This is a genomic window from Citrobacter sp. RHBSTW-00859, from assembly GCF_013729795.1.
Lineage (GTDB): Bacteria > Pseudomonadota > Gammaproteobacteria > Enterobacterales > Enterobacteriaceae > Citrobacter > Citrobacter braakii.
In genome coordinates this window covers 4,754,941-4,779,601 of record NZ_CP056284.1, presented here as the reverse complement: position 1 = coordinate 4,779,601, position 24,661 = coordinate 4,754,941, and the positions used below count along the sequence as shown (strand labels likewise).

At 53.7% G+C, this 24,661-nt stretch carries 17 protein-coding genes, 1 tRNA gene, 3 rRNA genes and 1 riboswitch; of the genes, 16 read left to right on the top strand and 5 right to left on the bottom strand.

Annotation, left to right across the window (positions count from 1 at the left end; genetic code table 11):
* Positions 1-17: 17 nt before the first annotated feature.
* Positions 18-140: riboswitch (TPP riboswitch) on the bottom strand.
* Between the two features lie 49 nt (positions 141-189).
* Entirely contained in the window at positions 190-678 is a 489-nt protein-coding gene (gene rsd, locus HV302_RS24000; protein ID WP_181626661.1) for a sigma D regulator, read from the bottom strand.
* A gap of 96 nt (positions 679-774) precedes the next feature.
* On the opposite strand from rsd, the gene nudC reads away from it, so the two are divergent.
* The 6 genes from nudC to HV302_RS23970 all read left to right on the top strand — a co-directional run bounded on the left by nudC (position 775) and on the right by HV302_RS23970 (position 5,133).
* Positions 775-1,548: an NAD(+) diphosphatase gene (gene nudC / locus HV302_RS23995; RefSeq protein WP_016155312.1), complete on the top strand. Its 774-nt coding sequence runs from the start codon at positions 775-777 to the stop codon at positions 1,546-1,548.
* A 43-nt stretch (positions 1,549-1,591) separates the two neighbouring features.
* Entirely contained in the window at positions 1,592-2,656 is a 1,065-nt protein-coding gene (gene hemE / locus HV302_RS23990; protein ID WP_046276272.1) for a uroporphyrinogen decarboxylase, read from the top strand.
* A gap of 9 nt (positions 2,657-2,665) precedes the next feature.
* On the top strand, positions 2,666-3,346 hold the full coding sequence (nfi, locus tag HV302_RS23985) for a deoxyribonuclease V (RefSeq protein ID WP_019078469.1): 681 nt from the start codon (positions 2,666-2,668) through the stop codon (positions 3,344-3,346).
* A gap of 33 nt (positions 3,347-3,379) precedes the next feature.
* Entirely contained in the window at positions 3,380-3,970 is a 591-nt protein-coding gene (locus HV302_RS23980; RefSeq protein ID WP_003842015.1) for a YjaG family protein, read from the top strand.
* Positions 3,971-4,156: 186 nt separating this feature from the next.
* Positions 4,157-4,429, top strand: a complete 273-nt coding sequence (gene hupA, locus HV302_RS23975) for a nucleoid-associated protein HU-alpha (protein WP_001044509.1) — start codon at positions 4,157-4,159, stop codon at positions 4,427-4,429.
* Positions 4,430-4,440: 11 nt separating this feature from the next.
* On the top strand, positions 4,441-5,133 hold the full coding sequence (locus HV302_RS23970) for a DUF1481 domain-containing protein (RefSeq protein ID WP_047359007.1): 693 nt from the start codon (positions 4,441-4,443) through the stop codon (positions 5,131-5,133).
* 59 nt (positions 5,134-5,192) lie between these two features.
* Here HV302_RS23970 and zraP read toward each other — a convergent pair whose 3' ends face one another.
* A complete protein-coding gene (gene zraP / locus HV302_RS23965) occupies positions 5,193-5,633 on the bottom strand; it encodes a zinc resistance sensor/chaperone ZraP (RefSeq protein WP_101701278.1) in 441 nt (146 codons plus the stop codon).
* A gap of 264 nt (positions 5,634-5,897) precedes the next feature.
* Here zraP and zraS point away from each other — a divergent pair, with 264 nt between their 5' ends.
* A complete protein-coding gene (zraS, locus tag HV302_RS23960) occupies positions 5,898-7,283 on the top strand; it encodes a two-component system sensor histidine kinase ZraS (protein ID WP_075849254.1) in 1,386 nt (461 codons plus the stop codon).
* A 5-nt stretch (positions 7,284-7,288) separates the two neighbouring features.
* Positions 7,289-8,614: a sigma-54-dependent response regulator transcription factor ZraR gene (gene zraR / locus HV302_RS23955; protein ID WP_049043230.1), complete on the top strand. Its 1,326-nt coding sequence runs from the start codon at positions 7,289-7,291 to the stop codon at positions 8,612-8,614.
* Here the strand turns inward: zraR and purD are convergent.
* Positions 8,611-9,900: a phosphoribosylamine--glycine ligase gene (gene purD / locus HV302_RS23950; RefSeq protein ID WP_181626660.1), complete on the bottom strand. Its 1,290-nt coding sequence runs from the start codon at positions 9,898-9,900 to the stop codon at positions 8,611-8,613. The genes zraR and purD overlap by 4 nt on opposite strands.
* A 15-nt stretch (positions 9,901-9,915) precedes the next feature.
* A complete protein-coding gene (purH, locus tag HV302_RS23945) occupies positions 9,916-11,505 on the bottom strand; it encodes a bifunctional phosphoribosylaminoimidazolecarboxamide formyltransferase/IMP cyclohydrolase (RefSeq protein WP_016155320.1) in 1,590 nt (529 codons plus the stop codon).
* 619 nt (positions 11,506-12,124) lie between these two features.
* Between purH and HV302_RS23940 the strand changes: the two genes are divergently transcribed.
* The 8 genes from HV302_RS23940 (at position 12,125) to aceK (ending at position 23,643) form a co-directional block, all read left to right on the top strand.
* Positions 12,125-13,666 (top strand): 16S ribosomal RNA (locus HV302_RS23940).
* Between the two features lie 85 nt (positions 13,667-13,751).
* Positions 13,752-13,827, top strand: a tRNA-Glu gene (locus HV302_RS23935).
* A 220-nt stretch (positions 13,828-14,047) separates the two neighbouring features.
* A 23S ribosomal RNA gene (locus HV302_RS23930) occupies positions 14,048-16,954 on the top strand.
* Between the two features lie 94 nt (positions 16,955-17,048).
* Positions 17,049-17,164, top strand: a 5S ribosomal RNA gene (gene rrf, locus HV302_RS23925).
* Together the 16S, 23S and 5S rRNA genes with 1 tRNA gene alongside form the textbook arrangement of a ribosomal RNA operon.
* Positions 17,165-17,673: 509 nt before the next feature.
* Complete coding sequence (gene metA, locus HV302_RS23920) at positions 17,674-18,603, top strand: homoserine O-acetyltransferase MetA (protein ID WP_016155321.1); 930 nt, start codon at positions 17,674-17,676, stop codon at positions 18,601-18,603.
* Positions 18,604-18,871: 268 nt separating this feature from the next.
* Positions 18,872-20,473 carry a malate synthase A gene (aceB, locus tag HV302_RS23915; RefSeq protein ID WP_016155322.1) on the top strand — a complete coding sequence of 534 codons (1,602 nt, stop codon included), beginning with the start codon at positions 18,872-18,874 and terminating at the stop codon, positions 20,471-20,473.
* Positions 20,474-20,508: 35 nt separating this feature from the next.
* Positions 20,509-21,813 carry an isocitrate lyase gene (gene aceA / locus HV302_RS23910; protein ID WP_016155323.1) on the top strand — a complete coding sequence of 435 codons (1,305 nt, stop codon included), beginning with the start codon at positions 20,509-20,511 and terminating at the stop codon, positions 21,811-21,813.
* Positions 21,814-21,915: 102 nt separating this feature from the next.
* Complete coding sequence (gene aceK / locus HV302_RS23905; RefSeq protein ID WP_016155427.1) at positions 21,916-23,643, top strand: bifunctional isocitrate dehydrogenase kinase/phosphatase; 1,728 nt, start codon at positions 21,916-21,918, stop codon at positions 23,641-23,643.
* 17 nt (positions 23,644-23,660) lie between these two features.
* Here the strand turns inward: aceK and iclR are convergent, their stop codons facing one another.
* On the bottom strand, positions 23,661-24,485 hold the full coding sequence (gene iclR, locus HV302_RS23900) for a glyoxylate bypass operon transcriptional repressor IclR (RefSeq protein WP_047357748.1): 825 nt from the start codon (positions 24,483-24,485) through the stop codon (positions 23,661-23,663).
* Positions 24,486-24,661 lie beyond the last annotated feature (176 nt).

The window sequence follows — 24,661 nt, the reverse complement described above, 5'->3', positions numbered from 1 at the left end:
CCAAAGGGCGATACGGTTGTAGATTGACTCTTGTTCCCTTCGCAGGTTTTAACCTGATCAGGTTCCGCGGATCCCGAATTAACGGTCTCAGCCTTTTCCACTCATGCTGCTGTGGAAAATAAGCACTCCGACAAGAAGTAACCTCAAAAAGAGGTAATGAATGTAAATTACGCGTTAATGTCGCAAATCTCAAGCAGGACGTTTGATCATGCCACTCTCGTGCATCGCATCAAAAACCAGCATGATCAGCTTATCTTCCAGCACGAACCGGGCTTCCAGCGCCTCGCCGATATCCGATAAGGCCTGTTGAAATTCAAGGAAGTTATCGTGATCAATGGCGGTCTCCAGACTGGAATCATAGTAGTCCATGATCAGTTGCATATTGGCTTCCAGGAGCGGCCAAATTTTTGTGGCTTTTAAAAGCTGCCCGTTCCCTTCCAATTTATGGAGAATACGTTCATAAATACTGAAGTGTCCGGTGGAAAGGTAATCGACCAGGCTCTGGCAAAAATCATCCAGCGCCTTTTCATTGAGCCGCATGTACGATTCTTTGCCAGGCTTAATGCCAACCAGATTGTAGTAAGCCACGAGCAGGTGCTTACGTACATGTAGCCAGCGATCAACCAGTTTGTTACTTCCTCCGACGTGCTCCGTCAGGCTTTCCAGCTGGTTTAGCATGATTGACTCCGCAAGATGGTGTTTAGGAACGGCTCACCCGTAAATGTAAAAATAATGTAAACAACATGCCTGTGAAGCAAAGGTTGCGCAAGAGATATGGATCGTATAATTGAAAAATTAGATAGCGGCTGGTGGATTGTCAGTCATGAGCAAAAGTTATGGTTGCCTCATGGCGAACTGCCTTACGGCGACGCAGCAAGTTTTGATCTGACCGGGCAGCGTGCACTTCCTATAGGCGAATGGGAAGGGGAGACGGTCTGGCTGGTGCAGCAGCAGCGTCGGCACGATATGGGGTCTGTGCGCCAGGTCATTGACCAGGATGTTGGCCTGTTTCAACTGGCCGGACGCGGCGTACAACTGGCCGAGTTCTACCGCTCACATAAATTCTGCGGTTACTGCGGTCATCCCATGCACCCGAGTAAAACGGAATGGGCGATGCTGTGTAGCCACTGTCGAGAACGCTACTACCCGCAAATTGCCCCCTGCATTATCGTCGCTATTCGCCGTGACGACGCTATTCTGCTTGCTCAACATGTTCGCCATCGTAACGGCGTGCATACCGTGCTGGCGGGTTTTGTCGAAGTGGGCGAGACCCTCGAGCAGGCGGTGGCACGCGAAGTCATGGAAGAGAGCGGCATTAAGGTGAAAAACCTGCGCTACGTCACTTCTCAGCCGTGGCCGTTCCCACAGTCTTTGATGACCGCATTTATGGCAGAGTATGATAGCGGCGAAATTGTTATTGACCCGAAAGAACTGCTGGAAGCGAACTGGTATCGCTACGACGATTTACCGCTCCTGCCCCCGCCGGGCACCGTCGCGCGTCGATTGATTGAAGATACTGTCGCCCTCTGTCGGGCAGAGTATGAGTGACACACATGTTACACTGGCGTGAAATAGCTCAAGGAATGGAAAAATGACCGAACTGAAGAACGATCGTTATCTGCGTGCGCTGCTGCGCCAGCCCGTTGATGTCACTCCGGTATGGATGATGCGCCAGGCGGGCCGCTATCTACCGGAATATAAAGCCACGCGTGCCGAAGCGGGCGATTTTATGGCGCTGTGCAAAAATGCCGAGCTGGCCTGCGAAGTTACGCTGCAGCCGCTGCGTCGCTATAAGCTTGATGCGGCGATCCTCTTTTCGGATATCCTGACGATTCCCGATGCGATGGGACTTGGGCTGTATTTTGAAGCCGGAGAGGGCCCACGCTTTACCTCACCGATCGCCAGCAAGGCTGACGTCGACAAACTGCCGATCCCGGACCCGGAAGATGAGCTGGGGTATGTGATGAATGCGGTGCGCACTATCCGCCGTGAACTGAAAGGCGAAGTGCCGCTGATCGGCTTCTCCGGTAGCCCGTGGACACTGGCGACCTATATGGTCGAAGGCGGCAGTAGTAAGGCCTTTACCGTGATTAAAAAGATGATGTACGCCGATCCAAAGGCGCTGCATCTGCTGCTTGATAAGCTGGCGAAGAGCGTCACTCTGTACCTGAACGCGCAGATCAAAGCGGGCGCGCAGTCGGTAATGATTTTCGACACCTGGGGCGGTGTGCTGACCGGTCGCGACTATCAGCAGTTCTCCCTGTATTACATGCACAAAATCGTCGACGGTCTGATGCGCGAGAACGAAGGTCGTCGCGTACCGGTGACGCTGTTCACTAAAGGCGGTGGTCAGTGGCTGGAAGCGATGGCGGAAACCGGCTGTGATGCGTTAGGTTTGGACTGGACCACTGACATTGCCGATGCGCGTCGTCGTGTAGGTCATAAAGTGGCACTGCAGGGCAATATGGATCCGTCCATGCTGTATGCGCCGCCAGCCCGCATCGAAGAAGAGGTGGCGACGATTCTGGCCGGTTTTGGTCAGGGTGAAGGCCATGTTTTTAACCTGGGCCACGGCATTCATCAGGATGTCCCGCCAGAGCATGCGGGTGTCTTTGTGGAGGCGGTACATCGGTTGTCTGAACAGTACCACCGCTAAGGAGTAATTATGGATCTTGCGTCATTACGCGCGCAGCAGCTTGAACTGGCCTCTTCAGTGATCCGCGAGGATCGCCTGAGGAACGATCCGCCGGATCTGATTGGCGGGGCGGACGTTGGGTTCGAGCAAGGGGGCGAAGTGACGCGAGCCGCGATGGTCTTACTGAAGTACCCCACGCTGGAACTGGTTGAATACACGGTGGCGCGAATCGCCACCACCATGCCCTACATTCCTGGCTTTCTCTCCTTTCGCGAAACACCCGCGCTGATGGCCGCCTGGCAGCAGCTTTCGCACAAGCCTGATCTGCTGTTCGTTGACGGTCACGGGATCTCTCACCCTCGCCGTCTGGGCGTGGCCAGCCATTTTGGCCTGCTGGTGGATGTCCCGACGATTGGCGTGGCGAAAAAACGGTTGTGCGGCAAGTTTGAGCCGCTCGCCGCCGAACCTGGAGCGTTAGCGCCGTTGTTGGATAAAGGCGAACAGCTGGCATGGGTTTGGCGCAGCAAAGCACGCTGTAACCCGCTGTTTATCTCTACGGGTCATCGCGTGAGCCAGGACAGCGCGTTAGCGTGGGTACAACGCTGTATGAACGGCTATCGTCTGCCGGAACCAACACGCTGGGCAGATGCGGTGGCATCCGAACGCCCTGCTTTTACGCGGCTTGCAGCAAAAACGCCCCATATCGGGTAAACTGCCGCTAATTTCCGTATTTGAGAACTCATCATGTTACAAAATCCGATTCACCTGCGTCTGGAGAAGCTGGAAAGCTGGCAGCACGTCACGTTTATGGCCTGTCTGTGCGAACGCATGTACCCCAACTACGCCATGTTCTGTAAGCAAACCGAATTTGGCGATGGACAAATTTACCGCCGAATTCTGGATTTGATTTGGGAAGCGCTGACGGTTAAAGACGCGAAAATCAATTTCGATAGCCAGTTGGAAAAATTTGAAGAGGCTATTCCTTCAGCAGACGATTACGATTTGTACGGCGTTTATCCGGCGATTGATGCCTGTGTGGCATTAAGCGAACTGATGCATTCGCGTCTTAGCGGTGAAACGCTGGAACATGCAATTGAGGTTAGTAAGGCTTCGATTACGACGGTTGCGATGCTGGAAATGACCCAGGCTGGTCGCGAAATGACCGATGAAGAGCTCAAAGAGAACCCGGCCGTTGAGCAAGAATGGGATATTCAGTGGGAAATTTTCCGACTTTTAGCCGACTGTGAAGAACGCGATATTGAGCTGATAAAAGGGCTTCGTGCAGACCTGCGCGAGGCTGGCGAGAGCAATATTGGTATAAATTTTCAGCAATGACACCATAAAACGTGATTTAACGCCTGATTTGTCGTGCCTGAAGGCTTCCCATCCGCCCCCGGTCTGGTCTACATTTGGGGGGCGAAAAAAAGTGGCTATCGGTGCGTGTATGCAGGAGAGTGCTTTTCTGGCATTTCCGTCGCACTCGATGCTTAGCAAGCGATAAACACATTGTAAGGATAACTTATGAACAAGACTCAACTGATTGATGTAATTGCAGACAAAGCAGAACTGTCTAAAACACAGGCTAAAGCTGCTCTGGAATCCACTCTGGCTGCTATTACTGAGTCTCTGAAAGAAGGCGATGCTGTACAACTGGTTGGTTTCGGTACCTTCAAAGTGAACCACCGTGCTGAGCGCACTGGCCGCAACCCGCAGACCGGTAAAGAAATCAAAATTGCCGCAGCTAACGTACCGGCATTTGTTTCTGGTAAAGCACTGAAAGACGCGGTTAAGTAATTCGCGTGGCAGTGAACAGTTTTATCGAAGGGGCGGTTTCGCCCCTTTTGTCTATCTGGCGTCATTCGCTTTGGCTTTCAGGTGTGCTGTTACTGTCTGCCTGTAGTCGCCACTCTGAGCTTCCTCCGTTCACGGCCAGCGGCTATGTTGGCGATCAGGGGGCGGTACGCATTTGGCGTAAAGATTCCAGCGACGATGTTCACTTGCTCTCGGTATTTAGTCCGTGGCGTAAAGGCGATACCACCACCAGTGAATACCGCTGGCAGGGTGATTCGCTCTCGCTGATAGAACTCAACACTTACAGTAAACCACCGGAACATGTCCGTATACGCTTCGATGACCGGGGCGAACTGAGTTTCATGCAGCGTGAAGTCGATGGGCAAAAGCAGCAGCTTTCCAGCGATCAAATTGCGCTTTACCGCTATCGTGCCGATCAAATCCGCCAGACCAGCGATGCGTTGCGTCAGGGACGGGTGATATTGCGTCAGGGACGCTGGCATGCGAATAACACAGTCACGACCTGTGAAGGTGAAACACTGAAGCCCGATCTGGAATCGTGGGCGATAAACCACATTGAGCGCCGCCAGAGCCATTCATCTGTAGAAGTGAGTGTGGCATGGCTGGAAGCGCCCGAAGGGTCGCAGCTACTGCTGGTCGCTAATGAAGATTTTTGTCACTGGCAGCCTACTGCCAAAACCTTCTGAAAACCTGATGCCAGGACATCGGGCCAGATAAGGTGAGGCCGCCATCCGGCAAAAACCGTTTACCAGTGGCCCATTCCCATATGGCCGCCGCGATGGTTGCCGCCACCGCCGCACCCGCCGTAGCCCATTCCCGCTCCGCGAGGTACGCCTGCCTGGGCCATTGCGACATCGCGTTTAACGCGCTGCTCATCCAGTGACTGATTCAACGCCTCCATCTCCTTTGCCACGGCATTAATTTTTGCTGTGTCTGGCGAGCTGGCTGTTAGCAACGCGTTGTACTCATAACGTTTAGAGGTCAGCTGTTGGCGTAAAGCGCTGGTCTGCGAGTAGTAATCATCATAGATTTTCTGCGCGGTAGCCTGCTGCTCAGTGGTCATTGGCGTACCGCCTCGTTGCTGCATTCCATCACCATATCCCCAGTGATTCTGCGCCAGCGCCGGGGTAGAGCCCAACGCGATAAGAGAGAGTGCAATCAGCGCCAGTTTGTTGTTCCGTTTCATGGGTCGTTCTCCTGTTGGTTAGATTACATTTCCTATTGCATCTTCCGTGCCAAAGCGGCAATCCCGGTCCCGCGGGCGTTGTACTCGTGGTCTTTACAGGGCGGCGAGTAAAAATGACTCGCCAGAACGCGCCGGCGGGTCATTTTTACCCGCTACTTTCAGCGGTTTGTGTCTGAGGGCAGGGTTATCACGGAGAAAAAATGGCATGATTTCTGCTGTATACCTGCAACGATGAAAGGAACAGGTGGGATAAAGGGAGAGCGTATGCGTCTTTATAAGGACACGGCGGCCAAGTGGTTGAGCCGACTCTTGCTGGCGGCAATCCTGATTTTGGTCGGTTGGTTTTCGATTATGACCATTCGGGACTATGGGCGGGAAAGCGGCGCCGCGCGGCAAACGCTACTGGAAAAAGGCAGCGTGCTCATCCGCGCTCTGGAGTCTGGTACGCGCGTAGGTATGGGGATGCGCATGCATCATGCTCAACAGCAGACGCTGCTGGAGGAAATGGCCGTACAACCAGGCGTGCTATGGTTTGCCGTCGTTGACGATCATGGCGTCATTATTACTCACAGCAATTCCGCGATGGTCGGTAAAACGCTCTATTCACCGGATGTCCTGCGACAACTAAGCCCCGGGGAACAAGAAAGCTGGCGGAATATTGACATGCCTACGGGGGACGGTGAAAAAACACCGGTCCTGGAAATTTATCGTCAGTTTCAGCCGATGTATGGTCCAGGACGTCATGGTATGGCGCGCTGTGCCAGCAATGACGGACAGCTTATCCCCCCCGCACAAACCATATTTATCGCTTTTGATGCCAGCGATCTGGCTGCGACTCAGGCAAGAGAGTGGCGTAACACCCTGATCGTCCTGTCTGCGCTGGCGGCCGTGCTGCTGGCCACTGTGCTGACGTTCTTCTGGTATCAGCGCTATCAGCGCTCGTACAAAGAACTGCAGGATGCGATGAAGCGTAAAGAAAAACTGATGGCGCTCGGGCATCTGGCGGCCGGGGTCGCGCATGAGATTCGAAACCCGCTTTCATCGATCAAAGGTTTAGCGAAGTATTTTGCCGAACGAACTCCGGCTGGTGGTGAGTCGCATGAGCTGGCGCAGGTGATGGCGAAAGAGGCGGACCGTTTAAATCGGGTGGTGAGCGAGCTGCTGGAGCTGGTGAAACCTGCGCATCTGACGCTGCAACAGGTGGATCTCAATGAGGTCATCACCCACTCATTAAACCTGGTGAGTCAGGATGCGGCAAGTCGGGAAATCCAGCTACGTTTTTCGGCCAGTTCCACGCTGCCCGCTATTCAGGCCGATCCCGACCGACTGACTCAGGTTCTGTTGAATCTGTATCTGAACGCCATTCATGCGATTGGTCGTCAGGGCACGATTACGGTTGAAGCGAGTGAAAGCAGCGGCGATCGCGTTAAAATCGTGGTTATTGATAGCGGGAAAGGGATTGCAGCGGAACAGCTGGAGGCCATTTTTACGCCTTACTTCACGACTAAAGCGGATGGAACCGGCCTTGGGCTGGCGGTAGTGCAGAACATAATTGAACAGCACGGTGGTACCATTCATGTGGCAAGCGTTGAGGGCAAAGGCGCAACCTTTACCCTCTGGCTGCCGACCAACGCGAAACAACAGGATTAACAAGGATGACGCGCGGAAAAATCAATATTCTGGTGGTAGATGACGATATCAGCCACTGCACCATTTTACAGGCGCTGCTGCGCGGCTGGGGTTATGAGGTCGCGCTGGCCTATAGCGGGCAAGCGGCACTGGAACAGGTGCGCGAACGCGTATTTGATTTGGTGCTGTGCGATGTGCGTATGGCGGAGATGGACGGCATCGCAACGCTGAAAGAGATTAAAGCGCTGAATTCGGCGATTCCGGTATTGATCATGACGGCGTTCTCCAGCGTGGAGACCGCCGTTGAGGCGCTGAAAACCGGGGCGCTGGACTACTTAATCAAGCCGCTGGATTTTGATCGCCTGCAGGAGACGCTGGAAAAGGCGCTGGCGCATACGCGGGAAACGGGCGCTGAACTGCCGTCAGGGTCGGCTGCGCAGTTTGGCATGATTGGCAGCAGTCCGGCGATGCGGCAGTTGATCAATGAAATCGCGATGGTTGCGCCCTCGGATGCAACGGTGCTCATTCACGGAGACTCCGGTACGGGGAAAGAGCTGGTGGCCCGGGCGCTGCATGCCAGCAGTGCCCGCTGTGATAAACCGCTGGTGACGCTGAACTGTGCGTCGCTTAATGAGTCGCTGCTGGAGTCCGAACTTTTTGGACATGAGAAAGGCGCGTTTACTGGCGCGGATAAGCGGCGGGAAGGGCGCTTTGTGGAAGCCGAAGGCGGCACGTTATTTCTTGATGAAATTGGCGATATCTCACCGCTAATGCAGGTGCGTCTGCTGCGGGCTATCCAGGAGCGGGAAGTGCAACGGGTTGGCAGCAACCAGACTATTGCGGTTGATGTCCGGCTGATCGCCGCCACACATCGCGATCTGGCGGAGGAAGTGAACGCCGGGCGCTTTCGTCAGGATCTCTACTATCGCCTGAACGTCATCACTATTGAAATGCCTGCGCTGTGCCAGCGTCGGGAAGATATTCCGCTGCTGGCCGAACATTTTCTCCAGCGTTTTGCCACACGTAATCGAAAAGCGGTGAAAGGCTTTACTCCGCAGGCGATGGATCTGCTGATCCACTATGACTGGCCGGGCAATATCCGTGAGCTGGAAAATGCGATTGAGCGTTCGGTGGTGCTGCTAACGGGGGAATATATTTCCGAACGCGAGCTGCCGATGGCGATTGCCGCGACACCGATAAAAACGGAATACAGTGGCGAGATCCAACCGCTGGTGGATGTCGAAAAAGAAGTGATTCTGGCGGCGCTGGAAAAAACGGGCGGCAATAAAACCGAAGCCGCCCGTCAGTTAGGTATTACACGCAAAACGCTGCTGGCTAAGCTCAGCCGTTAGTTTTGCTCACGTTCGATGGCGCGCCAGCCGATGTCGTTACGGCTGAAGCTGCCGTCCCAACGGATGTCGGTCATCAGGGCGTAGGCACGCTGCTGCGCCTCGGCAACGGTGTTGCCCAGCGCGGTGGCGCACAGGACGCGACCGCCGTTGGTCACCACGCGATCGTCAGCAGACAGTTTGGTGCCCGCGTGGAACACTTTACCGTCAGCGACTTCTTCCAGCGGCAGGCCGTGGATCTCATCGCCAGTATTGTAGTTGCCCGGATAGCCGCCCGCGGCAATCACTACGCCCAAAGAGGCGCGTTCGTCCCACTCAGAGGTTTTCTCATCCAGCTTGCCGTCACAGGCGGCAAGGCACAGCTCCACCAGATCCGATTTCATACGCAGCATAATCGGCTGGGTTTCCGGATCGCCGAAGCGGCAGTTGAACTCGATAACCTTCGGGTTGCCCTGTTTGTCGATCATCAGACCTGCGTACAGGAAACCGGTGTAAGTGTTCCCTTCCGCCGCCATGCCTTTTACGGTTGGCCAGATGATGCGTTCCATGGTGCGCTGATGAACGTCGTCAGTCACCACCGGTGCAGGTGAGTAAGCGCCCATACCGCCGGTGTTCGGACCGGTATCGCCGTTGCCCACGCGTTTGTGGTCCTGGCTGGTGGCCATTGGCAGCACGTGCTCGCCGTCAACCATCACGATAAAGCTCGCTTCTTCACCGTCGAGGAACTCTTCGATAACGATACGGTGGCCCGCATCGCCAAAAGCGTTACCTGCCAGCATGTCATGAACGGCGGCTTCGGCTTCCTCCAGCGTCATCGCGACGATAACGCCTTTACCGGCGGCCAGGCCGTCGGCCTTGATAACGATCGGCGCGCCTTTCTCACGCAGATAGGCCAGCGCAGGCTCAATCTCGGTGAAGTTCTGATACTCCGCCGTCGGAATGTTATGACGGGCAAGGAAATCTTTGGTGAAGGCTTTGGAACCCTCCAACTGCGCTGCACCTTCGGTTGGGCCGAAGATTTTCAGACCGGCGGCGCGAAATGCATCGACCACGCCAATTACCAGAGGCGCTTCCGGGCCAACGATGGTCAGATCGACCTTCTCATTCTGGGCAAAGCTCAGCAGCGCCGGAATATCGGTCACGCCGATTGCCACGTTTTGCAGCGCAGGTTCCAGCGCGGTGCCCGCGTTGCCTGGTGCGACAAATACCGTTTCGACTTTTGGCGACTGCGCCGCTTTCCAGGCCAGCGCGTGTTCGCGCCCGCCGTTGCCAATCACTAATACTTTCATCGTCTGCTCCGTGGATTAATGGCGGAAGTGGCGCATGTCGGTGAACACCATCGCTATGCCGTGCTCGTCGGCGGCAGCAATGACTTCATCATCACGGATAGAACCGCCCGGCTGGATCACGCAGGTCACACCGGCGGCGGCGGCGGCATCAATCCCATCGCGGAACGGGAAGAAGGCGTCGGATGCCATAGAGGAACCTTGAACTTCCAGACCTTCGTCGGCGGCTTTAATCCCGGCGATTTTTGCGGAATATACGCGGCTCATCTGGCCTGCGCCTATGCCGATAGTCATGTTCTCTTTGGCGTAAACAATGGCGTTGGATTTTACAAATTTAGCTACTTTCCAGCAGAACAGCGCATCGCGCAGTTCCTGTTCGGTCGGCTGACGTTTGGAAACTACGCGCAGTTCACCTTCGCTCACCATACCCAGGTCACGATCCTGAACCAGCAGACCGCCGTTAACGCGTTTGAAGTCCAGGCCCGGCACACGTTGTGCCCACTGACCGCAGGTCAGCACGCGGACGTTCTGTTTGGCGGCGGTGATTTTCAGTGCGTCTTCGGTTGCGGATGGCGCGATGATCACTTCCACGAACTGACGGGAAATGATGGCTTGAGCAGTTTCGGCATCCAGTTCGCGGTTGAAGGCGATGATGCCGCCGAACGCGGAGGTCGGGTCGGTTTTATAGGCGCGGTCGTAAGCATCGAGAATAGAGGTACTGACAGCCACGCCGCACGGGTTAGCGTGTTTGACGATCACACAGGCTGGCTCGTTGAATTCTTTTACGCACTCCAGCGCCGCATCGGTATCGGCGATGTTGTTGTAGGAAAGTGCTTTGCCCTGTACCTGCTGCGCGGTGGCAACGGACGCTTCTTTAACATTCTCTTCTATATAGAAGGCAGCCTGTTGGTGGCTGTTCTCGCCGTAGCGCATATCCTGCTTCTTAATGAAGTTCAGGTTCAGTGTACGTGGAAAGCGACCGGCGGCTTCTTTGCTTTCGCCGTGGTAGGCCGGAACCATGCTACCGAAGTAGTTGGCGATCATGCTGTCGTAAGCGGCGGTGTGTTCGAAGGCTTTAATCGCGAGGTCGAAACGCGTGTCGAGGGTCAGAGAACCGTCGTTGGCATCCATCTCTTTAATAATGGCGGCGTAGTCGCTGCTCTTCACAACGATAGCCACATCTTTATGGTTCTTGGCAGCGGAACGCACCATCGTCGGGCCGCCGATATCAATGTTTTCTACCGCATCTTCCAGCGAGCAGCCTTCACGGGCAACGGTCTCGGCGAACGGGTACAGGTTAACAACCACCATGTCGATAGGTGCGATGCCGTGCTGTTCCATAATCCCGTCGTCCTGACCGCGACGACCAAGAATGCCGCCGTGGACTTTCGGATGCAGGGTCTTTACGCGTCCATCCATCATTTCCGGGAAGCCGGTGTAATCGGAAACTTCGGTCACTGGCAGACCTTTCTCAGCTAACAGGCGCGCAGTGCCACCTGTAGACAGCAGCTCCACACCGCGTGCGGAAAGTGCCTGAGCGAATTCGATGATACCGGCCTTGTCAGAAACACTGAGCAGAGCGCGGCGGACTGGACGACGTTGTTGCATGGTAAATCCCCTGGATTTGACTATTACAGAGAGCGTTAGGTGAATTCTTGGCTAAAAACTCAGCTAACGCCCCTTACGGGGCATCCTTGTTGTGCGGGGGAATTGTAACGAAAACGTTTGCGCAACGCTCGCGAATTTTTAATTTTCGATTTTGACCTCTTCTTTTTCCGTTGAAGGATGCTCATATAAACAGAGAAGTGCACAAACGATCGCGTGGTTTGTGGATAACTCTGTGTGTAAATGGGTATAAGGCGGGGTTTTGCTGTGGAATGCAGCGGTCAGTCATTTTTCTGCAATTTAAGGGTTGCGGGCCGCGGGAAACTCCCTATAATGCGCCTCCATCGACACGGCGGATGTGAATCACTTCACACAAACAGCCGGTTCGGTTGAAGAGAAAAACCTGAAAATGAGGGTTGACTCTGAAAGAGGAAAGCGTAATATACGCCACCTCGCGACAGAGCGCCAAAGCGCGTCGCAACTGCTCTTTAACAATTTATCAGACAATCTGTGTGGGCACTCGAAGATACGGATTCTTAACGTCGCAAGACGAAAAATGAATACCAAGTCTCTGAGTGAACACGTAATTCATTACGAAGTTTAATTCACGAGCATCAAACTTAAATTGAAGAGTTTGATCATGGCTCAGATTGAACGCTGGCGGCAGGCCTAACACATGCAAGTCGAACGGTAGCACAGAGGAGCTTGCTCCTTGGGTGACGAGTGGCGGACGGGTGAGTAATGTCTGGGAAACTGCCCGATGGAGGGGGATAACTACTGGAAACGGTAGCTAATACCGCATAACGTCGCAAGACCAAAGAGGGGGACCTTCGGGCCTCTTGCCATCGGATGTGCCCAGATGGGATTAGCTAGTAGGTGGGGTAACGGCTCACCTAGGCGACGATCCCTAGCTGGTCTGAGAGGATGACCAGCCACACTGGAACTGAGACACGGTCCAGACTCCTACGGGAGGCAGCAGTGGGGAATATTGCACAATGGGCGCAAGCCTGATGCAGCCATGCCGCGTGTATGAAGAAGGCCTTCGGGTTGTAAAGTACTTTCAGCGAGGAGGAAGGTGTTGTGGTTAATAACCGCAGCAATTGACGTTACTCGCAGAAGAAGCACCGGCTAACTCCGTGCCAGCAGCCGCGGTAATACGGAGGGTGCAAGCGTTAATCGGAATTACTGGGCGTAAAGCGCACGCAGGCGGTCTGTCAAGTCGGATGTGAAATCCCCGGGCTCAACCTGGGAACTGCATCCGAAACTGGCAGGCTAGAGTCTTGTAGAGGGGGGTAGAATTCCAGGTGTAGCGGTGAAATGCGTAGAGATCTGGAGGAATACCGGTGGCGAAGGCGGCCCCCTGGACAAAGACTGACGCTCAGGTGCGAAAGCGTGGGGAGCAAACAGGATTAGATACCCTGGTAGTCCACGCCGTAAACGATGTCGACTTGGAGGTTGTGCCCTTGAGGCGTGGCTTCCGGAGCTAACGCGTTAAGTCGACCGCCTGGGGAGTACGGCCGCAAGGTTAAAACTCAAATGAATTGACGGGGGCCCGCACAAGCGGTGGAGCATGTGGTTTAATTCGATGCAACGCGAAGAACCTTACCTACTCTTGACATCCAGAGAACTTAGCAGAGATGCTTTGGTGCCTTCGGGAACTCTGAGACAGGTGCTGCATGGCTGTCGTCAGCTCGTGTTGTGAAATGTTGGGTTAAGTCCCGCAACGAGCGCAACCCTTATCCTTTGTTGCCAGCGATTCGGTCGGGAACTCAAAGGAGACTGCCAGTGATAAACTGGAGGAAGGTGGGGATGACGTCAAGTCATCATGGCCCTTACGAGTAGGGCTACACACGTGCTACAATGGCATATACAAAGAGAAGCGACCTCGCGAGAGCAAGCGGACCTCATAAAGTATGTCGTAGTCCGGATTGGAGTCTGCAACTCGACTCCATGAAGTCGGAATCGCTAGTAATCGTGGATCAGAATGCCACGGTGAATACGTTCCCGGGCCTTGTACACACCGCCCGTCACACCATGGGAGTGGGTTGCAAAAGAAGTAGGTAGCTTAACCTTCGGGAGGGCGCTTACCACTTTGTGATTCATGACTGGGGTGAAGTCGTAACAAGGTAACCGTAGGGGAACCTGCGGTTGGATCACCTCCTTACCTTAAAGAAACGTTCTTTGTAGTGCTCACACAGATTGTCTGATGAAAAGTAAATAGCAAGGCGTCTTGCGATTGAGACTTCAGTGTCCCCTTCGTCTAGAGGCCCAGGACACCGCCCTTTCACGGCGGTAACAGGGGTTCGAATCCCCTAGGGGACGCCACTTGCTGGTATGTGTGAGTGAAAGTCGCCGACCGAAGTATCTCAAAACAGACTTTCGAGTCTCGTTTGAGATATTTGCTCTTTAAAAATCTGGATCAAGCTGAAAATTGAAACGACACACTGTTTCATTTCTCCGTAAACAAGAAATGAAAAGCGGTGTGTCCTAGTCTCTCAAATTTTCGCAATACTGAAGTGTTTTACGAAACATCTTCGGGTTGTGAGGTTAAGCGACTAAGCGTACACGGTGGATGCCCTGGCAGTCAGAGGCGATGAAGGACGTGCTAATCTGCGATAAGCGTCGGTAAGGTGATATGAACCGTTATAACCGGCGATTTCCGAATGGGGAAACCCAGTGTGATTCGTCACACTATCATTACGTGAATACATAGCGTAATGAAGCGAACCGGGGGAACTGAAACATCTAAGTACCCCGAGGAAAAGAAATCAACCGAGATTCCCCCAGTAGCGGCGAGCGAACGGGGAGCAGCCCAGAGTCTGAATCAGCATGTGTGGTAGTGGAACGGTCTGGAAAGTCCGACGGTACAGGGTGATAGTCCCGTACACAAAAGTGCATGTGTTGTGAACTCGAAGAGTAGGGCGGGACACGTGGTATCCTGTCTGAATATGGGGGGACCATCCTCCAAGGCTAAATACTCCTGACTGACCGATAGTGAACCAGTACCGTGAGGGAAAGGCGAAAAGAACCCCGGCGAGGGGAGTGAAAAAGAACCTGAAACCGTGTACGTACAAGCAGTGGGAGCCTCTTTATGGGGTGACTGCGTACCTTTTGTATAATGGGTCAGCGACTTATATTCTGTAGCAAGGTTAACCGAATAGGGGAGCCGAAGGGAAACCGAGTCTTAACTGGGCGTTAAGTTGCAGGGTATAGACCCGAAACCCGGTGATCTAGCCATGGGCAGGTTGAAGGTTGGGTAACACTAACTGGAGGACCGAACCGACTAATGTTGAAAAATTAGCGGATGACTTGTGGCTGGGGGTGAAAGGCCAATCAAACCGGGAGATAGCTGGTTCTCCCCGAAAGCTATTTAGGTAGCGCCTCGTGAATTCATCTTCGGGGGTAGAGCACTGTTTCGGCTAGGGGGTCATCCCGACTTACCAACCCGATGCAAACTGCGAATACCGAAGAATGTTATCACGGGAGACACACGGCGGGTGCTAACGTCCGTCGTGAAGAGGGAAACAACCCAGACCGCCAGCTAAGGTCCCAAAGTCATGGTTAAGTGGGAAACGATGTGGGAAGGCACAGACAGCCAGGATGTTGGCTTAGAAGCAGCCATCATTTAAAGAAAGCGTAATAGCTCACTGGTCGAGTCGGCCTGCGCGGAAGATGTAACGGGGCTAAACCATGCACCGAAGCTGCGGCAGCGACACTATGTGTTGTTGGGTAGGGGAGCGTTCTGTAAGCCGTTGAAGGTGGCCTGTGAGGGTTGCTGGAGGTATCAGAAGTGCGAATGCTGACATAAGTAACGATAATGCGGGTGAAAAACCCGCACGCCGGAAGACCAAGGGTTCCTGTCCAACGTTAATCGGGGCAGGGTGAGTCGACCCCTAAGGCGAGGCCGAAAGGCGTAGTCGATGGGAAACAGGTTAATATTCCTGTACTTGGTGTTACTGCGAAGGGGGGACGGAGAAGGCTATGTTAGCCGGGCGACGGTTGTCCCGGTTTAAGCATGTAGGCGGAGATTCCAGGTAAATCCGGAGTCTTGTTAACGCTGAGGTGTGATGACGAGGCACTACGGTGCTGAAGTAACAAATGCCCTGCTTCCAGGAAAAGCCTCTAAGCATCAGGTAACACGAAATCGTACCCCAAACCGACACAGGTGGTCAGGTAGAGAATACCAAGGCGCTTGAGAGAACTCGGGTGAAGGAACTAGGCAAAATGGTGCCGTAACTTCGGGAGAAGGCACGCTGATATGTAGGTGAAGTGATTTACTCATGGAGCTGAAATCAGTCGAAGATACCAGCTGGCTGCAACTGTTTATTAAAAACACAGCACTGTGCAAACACGAAAGTGGACGTATACGGTGTGACGCCTGCCCGGTGCCGGAAGGTTAATTGATGGGGTTATCCGTAAGGAGAAGCTCTTGATCGAAGCCCCGGTAAACGGCGGCCGTAACTATAACGGTCCTAAGGTAGCGAAATTCCTTGTCGGGTAAGTTCCGACCTGCACGAATGGCGTAATGATGGCCAGGCTGTCTCCACCCGAGACTCAGTGAAATTGAACTCGCTGTGAAGATGCAGTGTACCCGCGGCAAGACGGAAAGACCCCGTGAACCTTTACTATAGCTTGACACTGAACACTGGTCCTTGATGTGTAGGATAGGTGGGAGGCTTTGAAGTGTGGACGCCAGTCTGCATGGAGCCAACCTTGAAATACCACCCTTTAATGGCTGGTGTTCTAACGTAGACCCGTGATCCGGGTTGCGGACAGTGTCTGGTGGGTAGTTTGACTGGGGCGGTCTCCTCCTAAAGAGTAACGGAGGAGCACGAAGGTTAGCTAATCCTGGTCGGACATCAGGAGGTTAGTGCAAAGGCATAAGCTAGCTTGACTGCGAGAGTGACGGCTCGAGCAGGTGCGAAAGCAGGTCTTAGTGATCCGGTGGTTCTGAATGGAAGGGCCATCGCTCAACGGATAAAAGGTACTCCGGGGATAACAGGCTGATACCGCCCAAGAGTTCATATCGACGGCGGTGTTTGGCACCTCGATGTCGGCTCATCACATCCTGGGGCTGAAGTAGGTCCCAAGGGTATGGCTGTTCGCCATTTAAAGTGGTACGCGAGCTGGGTTTAGAACGTCGTGAGACAGTTCGGTCCCTATCTGCCGTGGGCGCTGGAGAATTGAGGGGGGCTGCTCCTAGTACGAGAGGACCGGAGTGGACGCATCACTGGTGTTCGGGTTGTCATGCCAATGGCATTGCCCGGTAGCTAAATGCGGAAGAGATAAGTGCTGAAAGCATCTAAGCACGAAACTTGCCCCGAGATGAGTTCTCCCTGACCCTTTAAGGGTCCTGAAGGAACGTTGAAGACGACGACGTTGATAGGTCGGGTGTGTAAGCGTAGCGATACGTTGAGCTAACCGATACTAATGAACCGTGAGGCTTAACCTTACAACGCCGAAGGTGTTTTGGCGAAGAGACACGAAATTCAGCTTGATTACAGATGACATCGACATGCGAAAAGCGTGTTGATAAACAGAATTTGCCTGGCGGCTGTAGCGCGGTGGTCCCACCTGACCCCATGCCGAACTCAGAAGTGAAACGCCGTAGCGCCGATGGTAGTGTGGGGTCTCCCCATGCGAGAGTAGGGAACTGCCAGGCATCAAATAAAAACAAAAGGCCCGGTCGAAAGACCGGGCCTTTTGTTTTATCTGTGGTCTGTCGGTGAGTGCTCTCCTGAGGAGGACAAATCCGCCGGGAGCGGATTTGAACGTTGCGCAGCAACGGCCCGGAGGGTGGCGGGCAGGACGCCCGCCATAAACTGCCAGGCATCAAATAAGTGAAGAAGCCCATCCTGCCGGATGGGCTTTTTTGCGTCTGCAGGGAATGAGAACTGCCGGATGCAGCGTACCGTTTTATCCAGCCCATCATGTTGTAACCGGTGTGCAGGCCTGAGAAGCGCAGGGCACCAGGCTCTCCCGGCAGCACATTGCCTGTTACGCGAACGACGAATAGCATTCTCCTTTTTTCTTTACTGCACTAATCTACAGCAAGGAGCCGTGAAACTTTCTCAACTTGAGGATGCAGGCTCGACATTCGCATGATTCCTGGGTATCTTCAGCTATCTGGATGTCTAAACGTTTAAACGTATGTAGTGAGGTTATCAGGTTATGCCAATTCGCGTGCAGGACGAGCTACCCGCCGTCAATTTCTTGCGTGAGGAAAACGTCTTTGTGATGACGTCATCTCGCGCTTCTGGACAGGAAATTCGTCCACTGAAGGTGCTCATCCTCAACCTGATGCCCAAGAAGATTGAAACGGAAAACCAGTTCCTGCGTTTACTCTCTAACTCACCGCTGCAGGTAGATGTTCAGCTATTGCGCATTGATGCCCGCGAGTCACGCAACACCCCTACGGAGCATCTGAATAACTTTTACTGTAATTTCGAGGATATCTGCGATCAGAACTTTGACGGACTGATCGTGACCGGCGCGCCGTTGGGTCTGGTTGAATTTAATGACGTGGCTTACTGGCCGCAGATTAAACAAGTGCTTGAATGGGCGAAAGATCATGTTACATCGACGCTCTTTGTCTGTTGGGCGGTGCAAGCCGCATTGAATATCCTATACGGAATTCCCAAGCAAACCCGTACGGACAAACTCTCAGGCGTCTATGAGCACCATATTCTTCATCCTCATGCGCTGCTGACGCGTGGATTTGATGATGCGTTCCTGGCCCCGCATTCGCGCTATGCCGATTTTCCTGCTGCCCTTATCAGGGACTACACCGATCTCGAGATTTTTGCCGAAACAGAAGAGGGAGATGCCTACCTGTTTGCCAGCAAAGATAAACGTATCGCCTTCGTGACGGGCCATCCTGAGTATGACGCCCATACACTCGGCAGTGAATATTTTCGTGACGTCGAAGCGGGCTTAACGCCGGAAGTGCCCTATAACTACTTCCCAAAAGATGACCCGCAAAATAAACCGCGGGCAACCTGGCGTAGCCACGGCAATCTGTTGTTTACCAACTGGCTCAACTATTACGTTTACCAGATCACGCCATATGATCTACGTCACATGAATCCAACGCTGGATTAATCTTCTGTAACAGACGATCCTTAAGCGTTTCAGCATGTTGAATCAGGCACCTTCGGGTGCCTTTTTTATTTCCGAAACGCACCTCAATGTGTAATTAAATTTTATTTATATTATTATCAATAGGTTAATTGATAATTAAATTAAAAATGGAAATTGTTTTTGATTTTGAAATTTAAATGAGTAGTCTTAGTTGTGCTGAACGAAAACCGCACAACGATCCTTCGTTCGCATTGGGGATGTGTTTGGATCAATGACGAGGAACTACGCAATGAATCAACAGGCAACGACAACCGATGAACTGATCTTCACCAGGCCGCGTGGCGAACAGGAACAGCAGATTCTGACCGCTGAAGCGGTGGAGTTTCTGACCGAGCTGGTGACAAGATTTACGCCAAAGCGGAATAAACTTCTGGCTGCACGTATCCAGCAGCAGCAGGATATTGATGACGGTAAGTTGCCTGACTTTATTTCGGAAACAGCTTCCATTCGCGAAGGTAACTGGAAAATTCGCGGTATTCCTGATGATTTACTGGATCGCCGTGTAGAGATTACCGGACCGGTTGAGCGCAAGATGGTTATCAACGCGCTGAACGCGAACGTCAAAGTCTTTATGGCTGATTTTGAAGATTCGCTGGCTCCTGAGTGGAGCAAAGTTATCGACGGGCAGATCAACTTGCGCGATGCAGTCAATGGCACCATTAGCTACACCAACGAAGCCGGTAAAATTTATCAACTCAAACCCAATCCGGCCCTGTTAGTGTGCCGCGTTCGCGGTCTGCACCTGCCGGAAAAACACGTCACCTGGCGTGGCGAATCGATCCCGGGCAGCCTGTTCGACTTTGCCCTCTATTTCTTCCACAACTACAAAACGTTGCTGGCAAAAGGCAGTGGCCCTTATTTCTATCTACCCAAAACGCAGGCCTGGCAAGAAGCGGCATGGTGGAGTGAAGTGTTCAGCTATGCAGAGGATCGCTTTAATCTGCCGCGCGGCACAATTAAAGCGACCCTGCTGATTGAAACGCTGCCAGCCGTTTTCCAGATGGACGAAATTCTGCACGCGCTGCGTGACCACATTGTGGGCCTGAACTGCGGTCGCTGGGACTACATTTTCAGCTATATCAAAACCCTAAAGAACCACCCGGATCGCGTGTTGCCGGATCGTCAGGTGGTGACGATGGATAAGCCATTCCTCAGTGCGTATTCGCGTCTGCTGATTAAAACCTGTCATAAACGCGGCGCGTTCGCGATGGGCGGCATGGCCGCGTTCATTCCCAGTAAAGATGCGGAACGTAACAACCAGGTTCTGACCAAGGTAAAAGCGGACAAAGCGCTGGAAGCCAATAACGGTCATGACGGCACATGGATTGCCCATCCAGGACTGGCAGATACCGCAATGGCGGTGTTCAACGACGTACTCGGTGAAAATAAAAATCAGCTGTTCGTGACCCGTGAAGAAGATGCGCCCATTACCGCAGAACAATTGCTGGCACCCTGTGAAGGTGAGCGTACTGAAGAAGGCATGCGTGCCAACATTCGTGTCGCGGTGCAGTACATCGAAGCGTGGATCTCCGGTAATGGCTGCGTACCGATTTATGGGCTGATGGAAGATGCGGCCACCGCCGAAATCTCTCGTACTTCCATCTGGCAGTGGATCCACCACCAGAAAACGCTCAGCAACGGCAAACCGGTTACCAAACCGTTGTTCCGCCAGATGCTGGCCGAAGAGATGTTGGTGATTCAGGACGAACTGGGGGAACACCGCTACAGCAGCGGGCGTTTTGACGATGCCGCGCGCCTGATGGAGCAAATCACCACTTCCGACGAGTTAATTGACTTCCTGACGTTACCGGGCTACCGCCTGTTGGCCTAATTTACCCACAATTTATCCTAATGGAGCATCTGCACATGAAAACCCGTACTCAACAAATCGAAGAATTACAGAAAGAATGGACTCAACCGCGCTGGGAAGGCATCACGCGCCCCTATAGCGCAGAGGAAGTGGTGAAATTACGTGGCTCGGTCAACCCGGAATGCACGCTGGCGCAGCTTGGCGCGGCGAAAATGTGGCGTCTGCTACACGGCGAATCGAAGAAAGGTTATATCAACAGCCTCGGTGCGCTGACTGGTGGTCAGGCGCTGCAGCAAGCGAAAGCTGGTATTGAAGCGGTCTACCTTTCAGGCTGGCAGGTGGCGGCAGATGCCAACCTGGCGTCCAGCATGTATCCGGATCAATCGTTGTATCCAGCGAACTCCGTTCCGGCGGTGGTGGACAGGATCAACAACACATTCCGTCGTGCCGATCAGATCCAATGGTCAACCGGTATTGAGCCGAACGATCCGCGCTATGTGGATTACTTCCTGCCGATCGTTGCCGATGCGGAAGCGGGTTTTGGCGGGGTACTGAACGCGTTTGAACTGATGAAATCGATGATTGAGGCTGGTGCAGCGGCCGTTCACTTCGAAGATCAGCTCGCATCGGTGAAAAAATGTGGTCACATGGGCGGCAAAGTCCTGGTGCCGACTCAGGAAGCTATCCAGAAACTGGTGGCAGCGCGTCTGGCTGCAGACGTTATGGGCGTTCCGACGCTGGTGATTGCGCGTACCGATGCTGACGCAGCCGATCTGATTACGTCTGATTGCGACCCATACGATAGCGAGTTCATCACTGGCGAACGTACCAGCGAAGGGTTCTACCGTACGCATGCGGGCATTGAGCAGGCGATCAGCCGTGGCCTGGCCTACGCACCGTATGCGGATCTGGTGTGGTGTGAAACCTCCACGCCGGACCTCGAACTGGCGAAGCGCTTTGCCGATGCTATTCATGCGAAATTCCCAGGCAAACTGCTGGCCTACAACTGTTCGCCATCGTTTAACTGGCAGAAAAACCTGGATGACAAAACCATTGCCAGCTTCCAGCAACAGCTGTCCGATATGGGTTACAAATACCAGTTCATTACGCTGGCGGGTATCCACAGCATGTGGTTCAACATGTTCGACCTCGCGCATTCCTATGCGCAGGGTGAAGGCATGCGCCACTACGTTGAGAAGGTTCAGCAGCCGGAATTTGCGGCGGCTAAAGACGGTTACACCTTCGTGTCCCATCAGCAGGAAGTAGGGACAGGCTACTTCGACAAAGTAACCACCATCATTCAGGGCGGCACTTCTTCAGTGACCGCGCTGACCGGCTCGACTGAAGAATCGCAGTTTTGATCAATGCCCGGTGGCGCTGCGCTTACCGGGCCTACGAAAGGATGTAGGCCGGATAAGCGAACGCGCCATCCGGCATGACATTGTGCCGGATGGGAGAAATTGATGACGCGTGGCCTGGAATTACTGATTGCTCAGACGATTTTGCAAGGTTTCGACGCCCAGTACGGGCGTTTTCTGGAAGTGACCTCCGGCGCGCAGCAGCGTTTTGAACATGCCGACTGGCACGCGGTTCAGCAGGCGATGAAAAGCCGTATCCACCTTTACGATCATCATGTGGGTCTGGTGGTGGAGCAACTGCGCTGCATTACTGATGGCAAAAGTACCGACGCGGATTTTTTACTTCGCGTGAAAGAGCATTACACCCGGCTATTGCCAGATTATCCACGCTTCGAGATTGCGGAGAGTTTCTTTAACTCCGTCTATTGCCGGTTATTTGACCACCGCTCGCTGACTCCCGAGCGACTGTTTATTTTCAGCTCTCAGCCAGAGCGCCGTTTTCGCACGATCCCACGCCCGTTGGCGAAAGACTTTTTTCCCGATACCGGCTGGGAGTGGCTGCTTACGCGCGTCCTCAGCGATCTGCCCTTGCGTCTGCCATGGCAGAACAGACATCGGGATATCCACTACATCATCGAACACCTGACCGAAACGCTGGGGGCGGATGTGTTGCAGCGCAGTCATTTGCAGGTGGCGAACGAACTGTTTTATCGCAACAAGGCCGCCTGGCTGGTCGGGAAGTTGATTACCCCTTCCGGGACGCTGCCGTTTTTACTGCCAATTCACCGTACTGACGAGGGTGAACTGTTTGTCGATACCTGCCTGACCACGACGGCGGAGGCCAGTATCGTGTTTGGCTTCGCCCGCTCGTATTTTATGGTTTACGCCCCGCTGCCCGCCGCGTTAGTGGAGTGGCTGCGCGAGATCCTGCCCGGTAAAACCACCGCTGAATTGTATATGGCGATCGGCTGTCAGAAACATGCGAAGACCGAAAGTTACCGCGAATATCTGCTCTATCTTGCCCATTGTGATGAGCAATTTATCGAAGCGCCGGGGATCCGCGGCATGGTGATGCTGGTATTTACCCTGCCGGGCTTCGACCGCGTCTTTAAAGTCATCAAAGACAAATTTGCGCCGCAAAAAGAGATGTCGGCCGCCCACGTCCGCGCCTGTTATCAACTGGTCAAGGAGCACGATCGTGTCGGACGGATGGCTGACACTCAGGAGTTCGAGAACTTTGTGCTGGATAAACGGCAAATCGATCCGTCGCTGATGGCGCTGTTGCTACAGGAAGCCCCGGAAAAAATTACCGATCTCGGCGAGCAGATTGTCATTCGCCATTTGTATATCGAACGACGGATGGTGCCGCTGAATATCTGGCTGGAGCAGGTCGAAGGCCAGCAACTGCGCGATGCTATTGAAGAGTACGGCAATGCTATTCGTCAGCTGGCCGCCGCCAATATTTTCCCCGGCGATATGCTGTTTAAGAACTTCGGCGTGACTCGCCACGGGCGCGTGGTGTTCTACGACTACGATGAAATTTGCTACATGACGGAGGTGAATTTCCGCCATATCCCGCCGCCGCGCTACCCGGAAGATGAGATGAGCGCTGAACCGTGGTATAGCGTATCGCCGGGGGATGTCTTCCCGGAAGAGTTTCGTCACTGGCTATGCGCTGACCCACGTATCGGGCCGCTATTTGAAGAGATGCATGCTGACCTGTTCAGTGCCGACTACTGGCGAGGTCTGCAAACGCGGATCCGTGAAGGACACGTGGAAGATGTTTACGCCTACCGGCGCAAACAGCGGTTTTGCATCAGATTTGCGGCTTGATGTCCGGCAACCCTTTCTTAACGAAATCCGCCGTATGCCAGCGTGACTTCTTTCGCCGCTTTGATCGCCATGGCGCCAAACTCGGTCACTCGATCGTCGGTAATGCGCGAAATGGGTCCGGAGATGGAAATAGCGGCAAACGGCTCGCGGTGTTCATCATAAATGCACGACGCCACGCAGCGCAGACCCAGCGCATGCTCCTCATCATCAAAAGAGTAGCCGCGCTTGCGCGTTTGGGCTAAATCCTCTTTCAGATGCACCGGCGACACCAGCGTGGCGTGGGTGTATGCGTGCAGCCCTTTACGGTGCAGCAGGCCAGTCACCTGTTCTTCACTCAGTTGGGATAAAAACGCCTTACCCGCACCGGAGGCGTGCATCGGCAGTTTGCCGCCGATAGGCGCGGACATGCGCATCAGCTGGGTACACTGCACCTGGTCGATAATAATGGCCTGATGGTCGCTTTGATCTAATACGGCCAGGTTTACCGTCTCACCGGAGTCTTCCATCAGCTTGCGCAGGATCGGGTGGACAATCGCCAGCAAATTACGGCTTTGCAAAAAGCTGCTGCCGACGATAAACGCATGCGCGCCCACGGCCCAGTGGCCTAATTCACCCACCTGACGGACAAATCCTTGCTGCTGCATGGTGGTCAACAAACGGTGAGTCGTGGAGTTTGGCAAACCGGCCTGCTGTGCCAGCTCGGTTAGTGCCACGCTGCCGTTGGATTCTGCAATCCACTCCAGTAGCTTCAGGCCGCGGGTCAGAGACTGAACCTGCCCGGTTGCAGGCGTAGTAGCTGCGGCGGGTTTTCTACCGCGTTTCGCGGGGATTGTGGCAACCATGGCGGACTCCTTTTCTGTATCGTGGAAATCATTTTCGTTTTATTCAATTATAATGCAAGAATTCCTGTACTGATCGGATGAGTGAAGCTGAACATGTCTCATGTTGGCCGTTGTTCTCTTTTCCACCTCTCAGGTTTGTGCCAGTATGGTCTGTTGAGTTTTTTTCGGTCTGGTTG

What these genes read in the sequence shown, in the direction of transcription:
- hemE (WP_046276272.1), top strand. Translation starts at nt 1,592, where the DNA reads ATGACCGAACTGAAGAACGATCGTTATCTGCGTGCGCTGCTGCGCCAG.
- zraR (WP_049043230.1), top strand. Translation starts at nt 7,289, where the DNA reads ATGACGCGCGGAAAAATCAATATTCTGGTGGTAGATGACGATATCAGC.
- nfi (WP_019078469.1), top strand. Translation starts at nt 2,666, where the DNA reads ATGGATCTTGCGTCATTACGCGCGCAGCAGCTTGAACTGGCCTCTTCA.
- zraP (WP_101701278.1), bottom strand. Translation starts at nt 5,633, where the DNA reads ATGAAACGGAACAACAAACTGGCGCTGATTGCACTCTCTCTTATCGCG.
- hupA (WP_001044509.1), top strand. Translation starts at nt 4,157, where the DNA reads ATGAACAAGACTCAACTGATTGATGTAATTGCAGACAAAGCAGAACTG.
- purD (WP_181626660.1), bottom strand. Translation starts at nt 9,900, where the DNA reads ATGAAAGTATTAGTGATTGGCAACGGCGGGCGCGAACACGCGCTGGCC.
- HV302_RS23980 (WP_003842015.1), top strand. Translation starts at nt 3,380, where the DNA reads ATGTTACAAAATCCGATTCACCTGCGTCTGGAGAAGCTGGAAAGCTGG.
- aceK (WP_016155427.1), top strand. Translation starts at nt 21,916, where the DNA reads ATGACGCGTGGCCTGGAATTACTGATTGCTCAGACGATTTTGCAAGGT.
- aceA (WP_016155323.1), top strand. Translation starts at nt 20,509, where the DNA reads ATGAAAACCCGTACTCAACAAATCGAAGAATTACAGAAAGAATGGACT.
- aceB (WP_016155322.1), top strand. Translation starts at nt 18,872, where the DNA reads ATGAATCAACAGGCAACGACAACCGATGAACTGATCTTCACCAGGCCG.
- rsd (WP_181626661.1), bottom strand. Translation starts at nt 678, where the DNA reads ATGCTAAACCAGCTGGAAAGCCTGACGGAGCACGTCGGAGGAAGTAAC.
- iclR (WP_047357748.1), bottom strand. Translation starts at nt 24,485, where the DNA reads ATGGTTGCCACAATCCCCGCGAAACGCGGTAGAAAACCCGCCGCAGCT.
- metA (WP_016155321.1), top strand. Translation starts at nt 17,674, where the DNA reads ATGCCAATTCGCGTGCAGGACGAGCTACCCGCCGTCAATTTCTTGCGT.
- purH (WP_016155320.1), bottom strand. Translation starts at nt 11,505, where the DNA reads ATGCAACAACGTCGTCCAGTCCGCCGCGCTCTGCTCAGTGTTTCTGAC.
- zraS (WP_075849254.1), top strand. Translation starts at nt 5,898, where the DNA reads ATGCGTCTTTATAAGGACACGGCGGCCAAGTGGTTGAGCCGACTCTTG.
- nudC (WP_016155312.1), top strand. Translation starts at nt 775, where the DNA reads ATGGATCGTATAATTGAAAAATTAGATAGCGGCTGGTGGATTGTCAGT.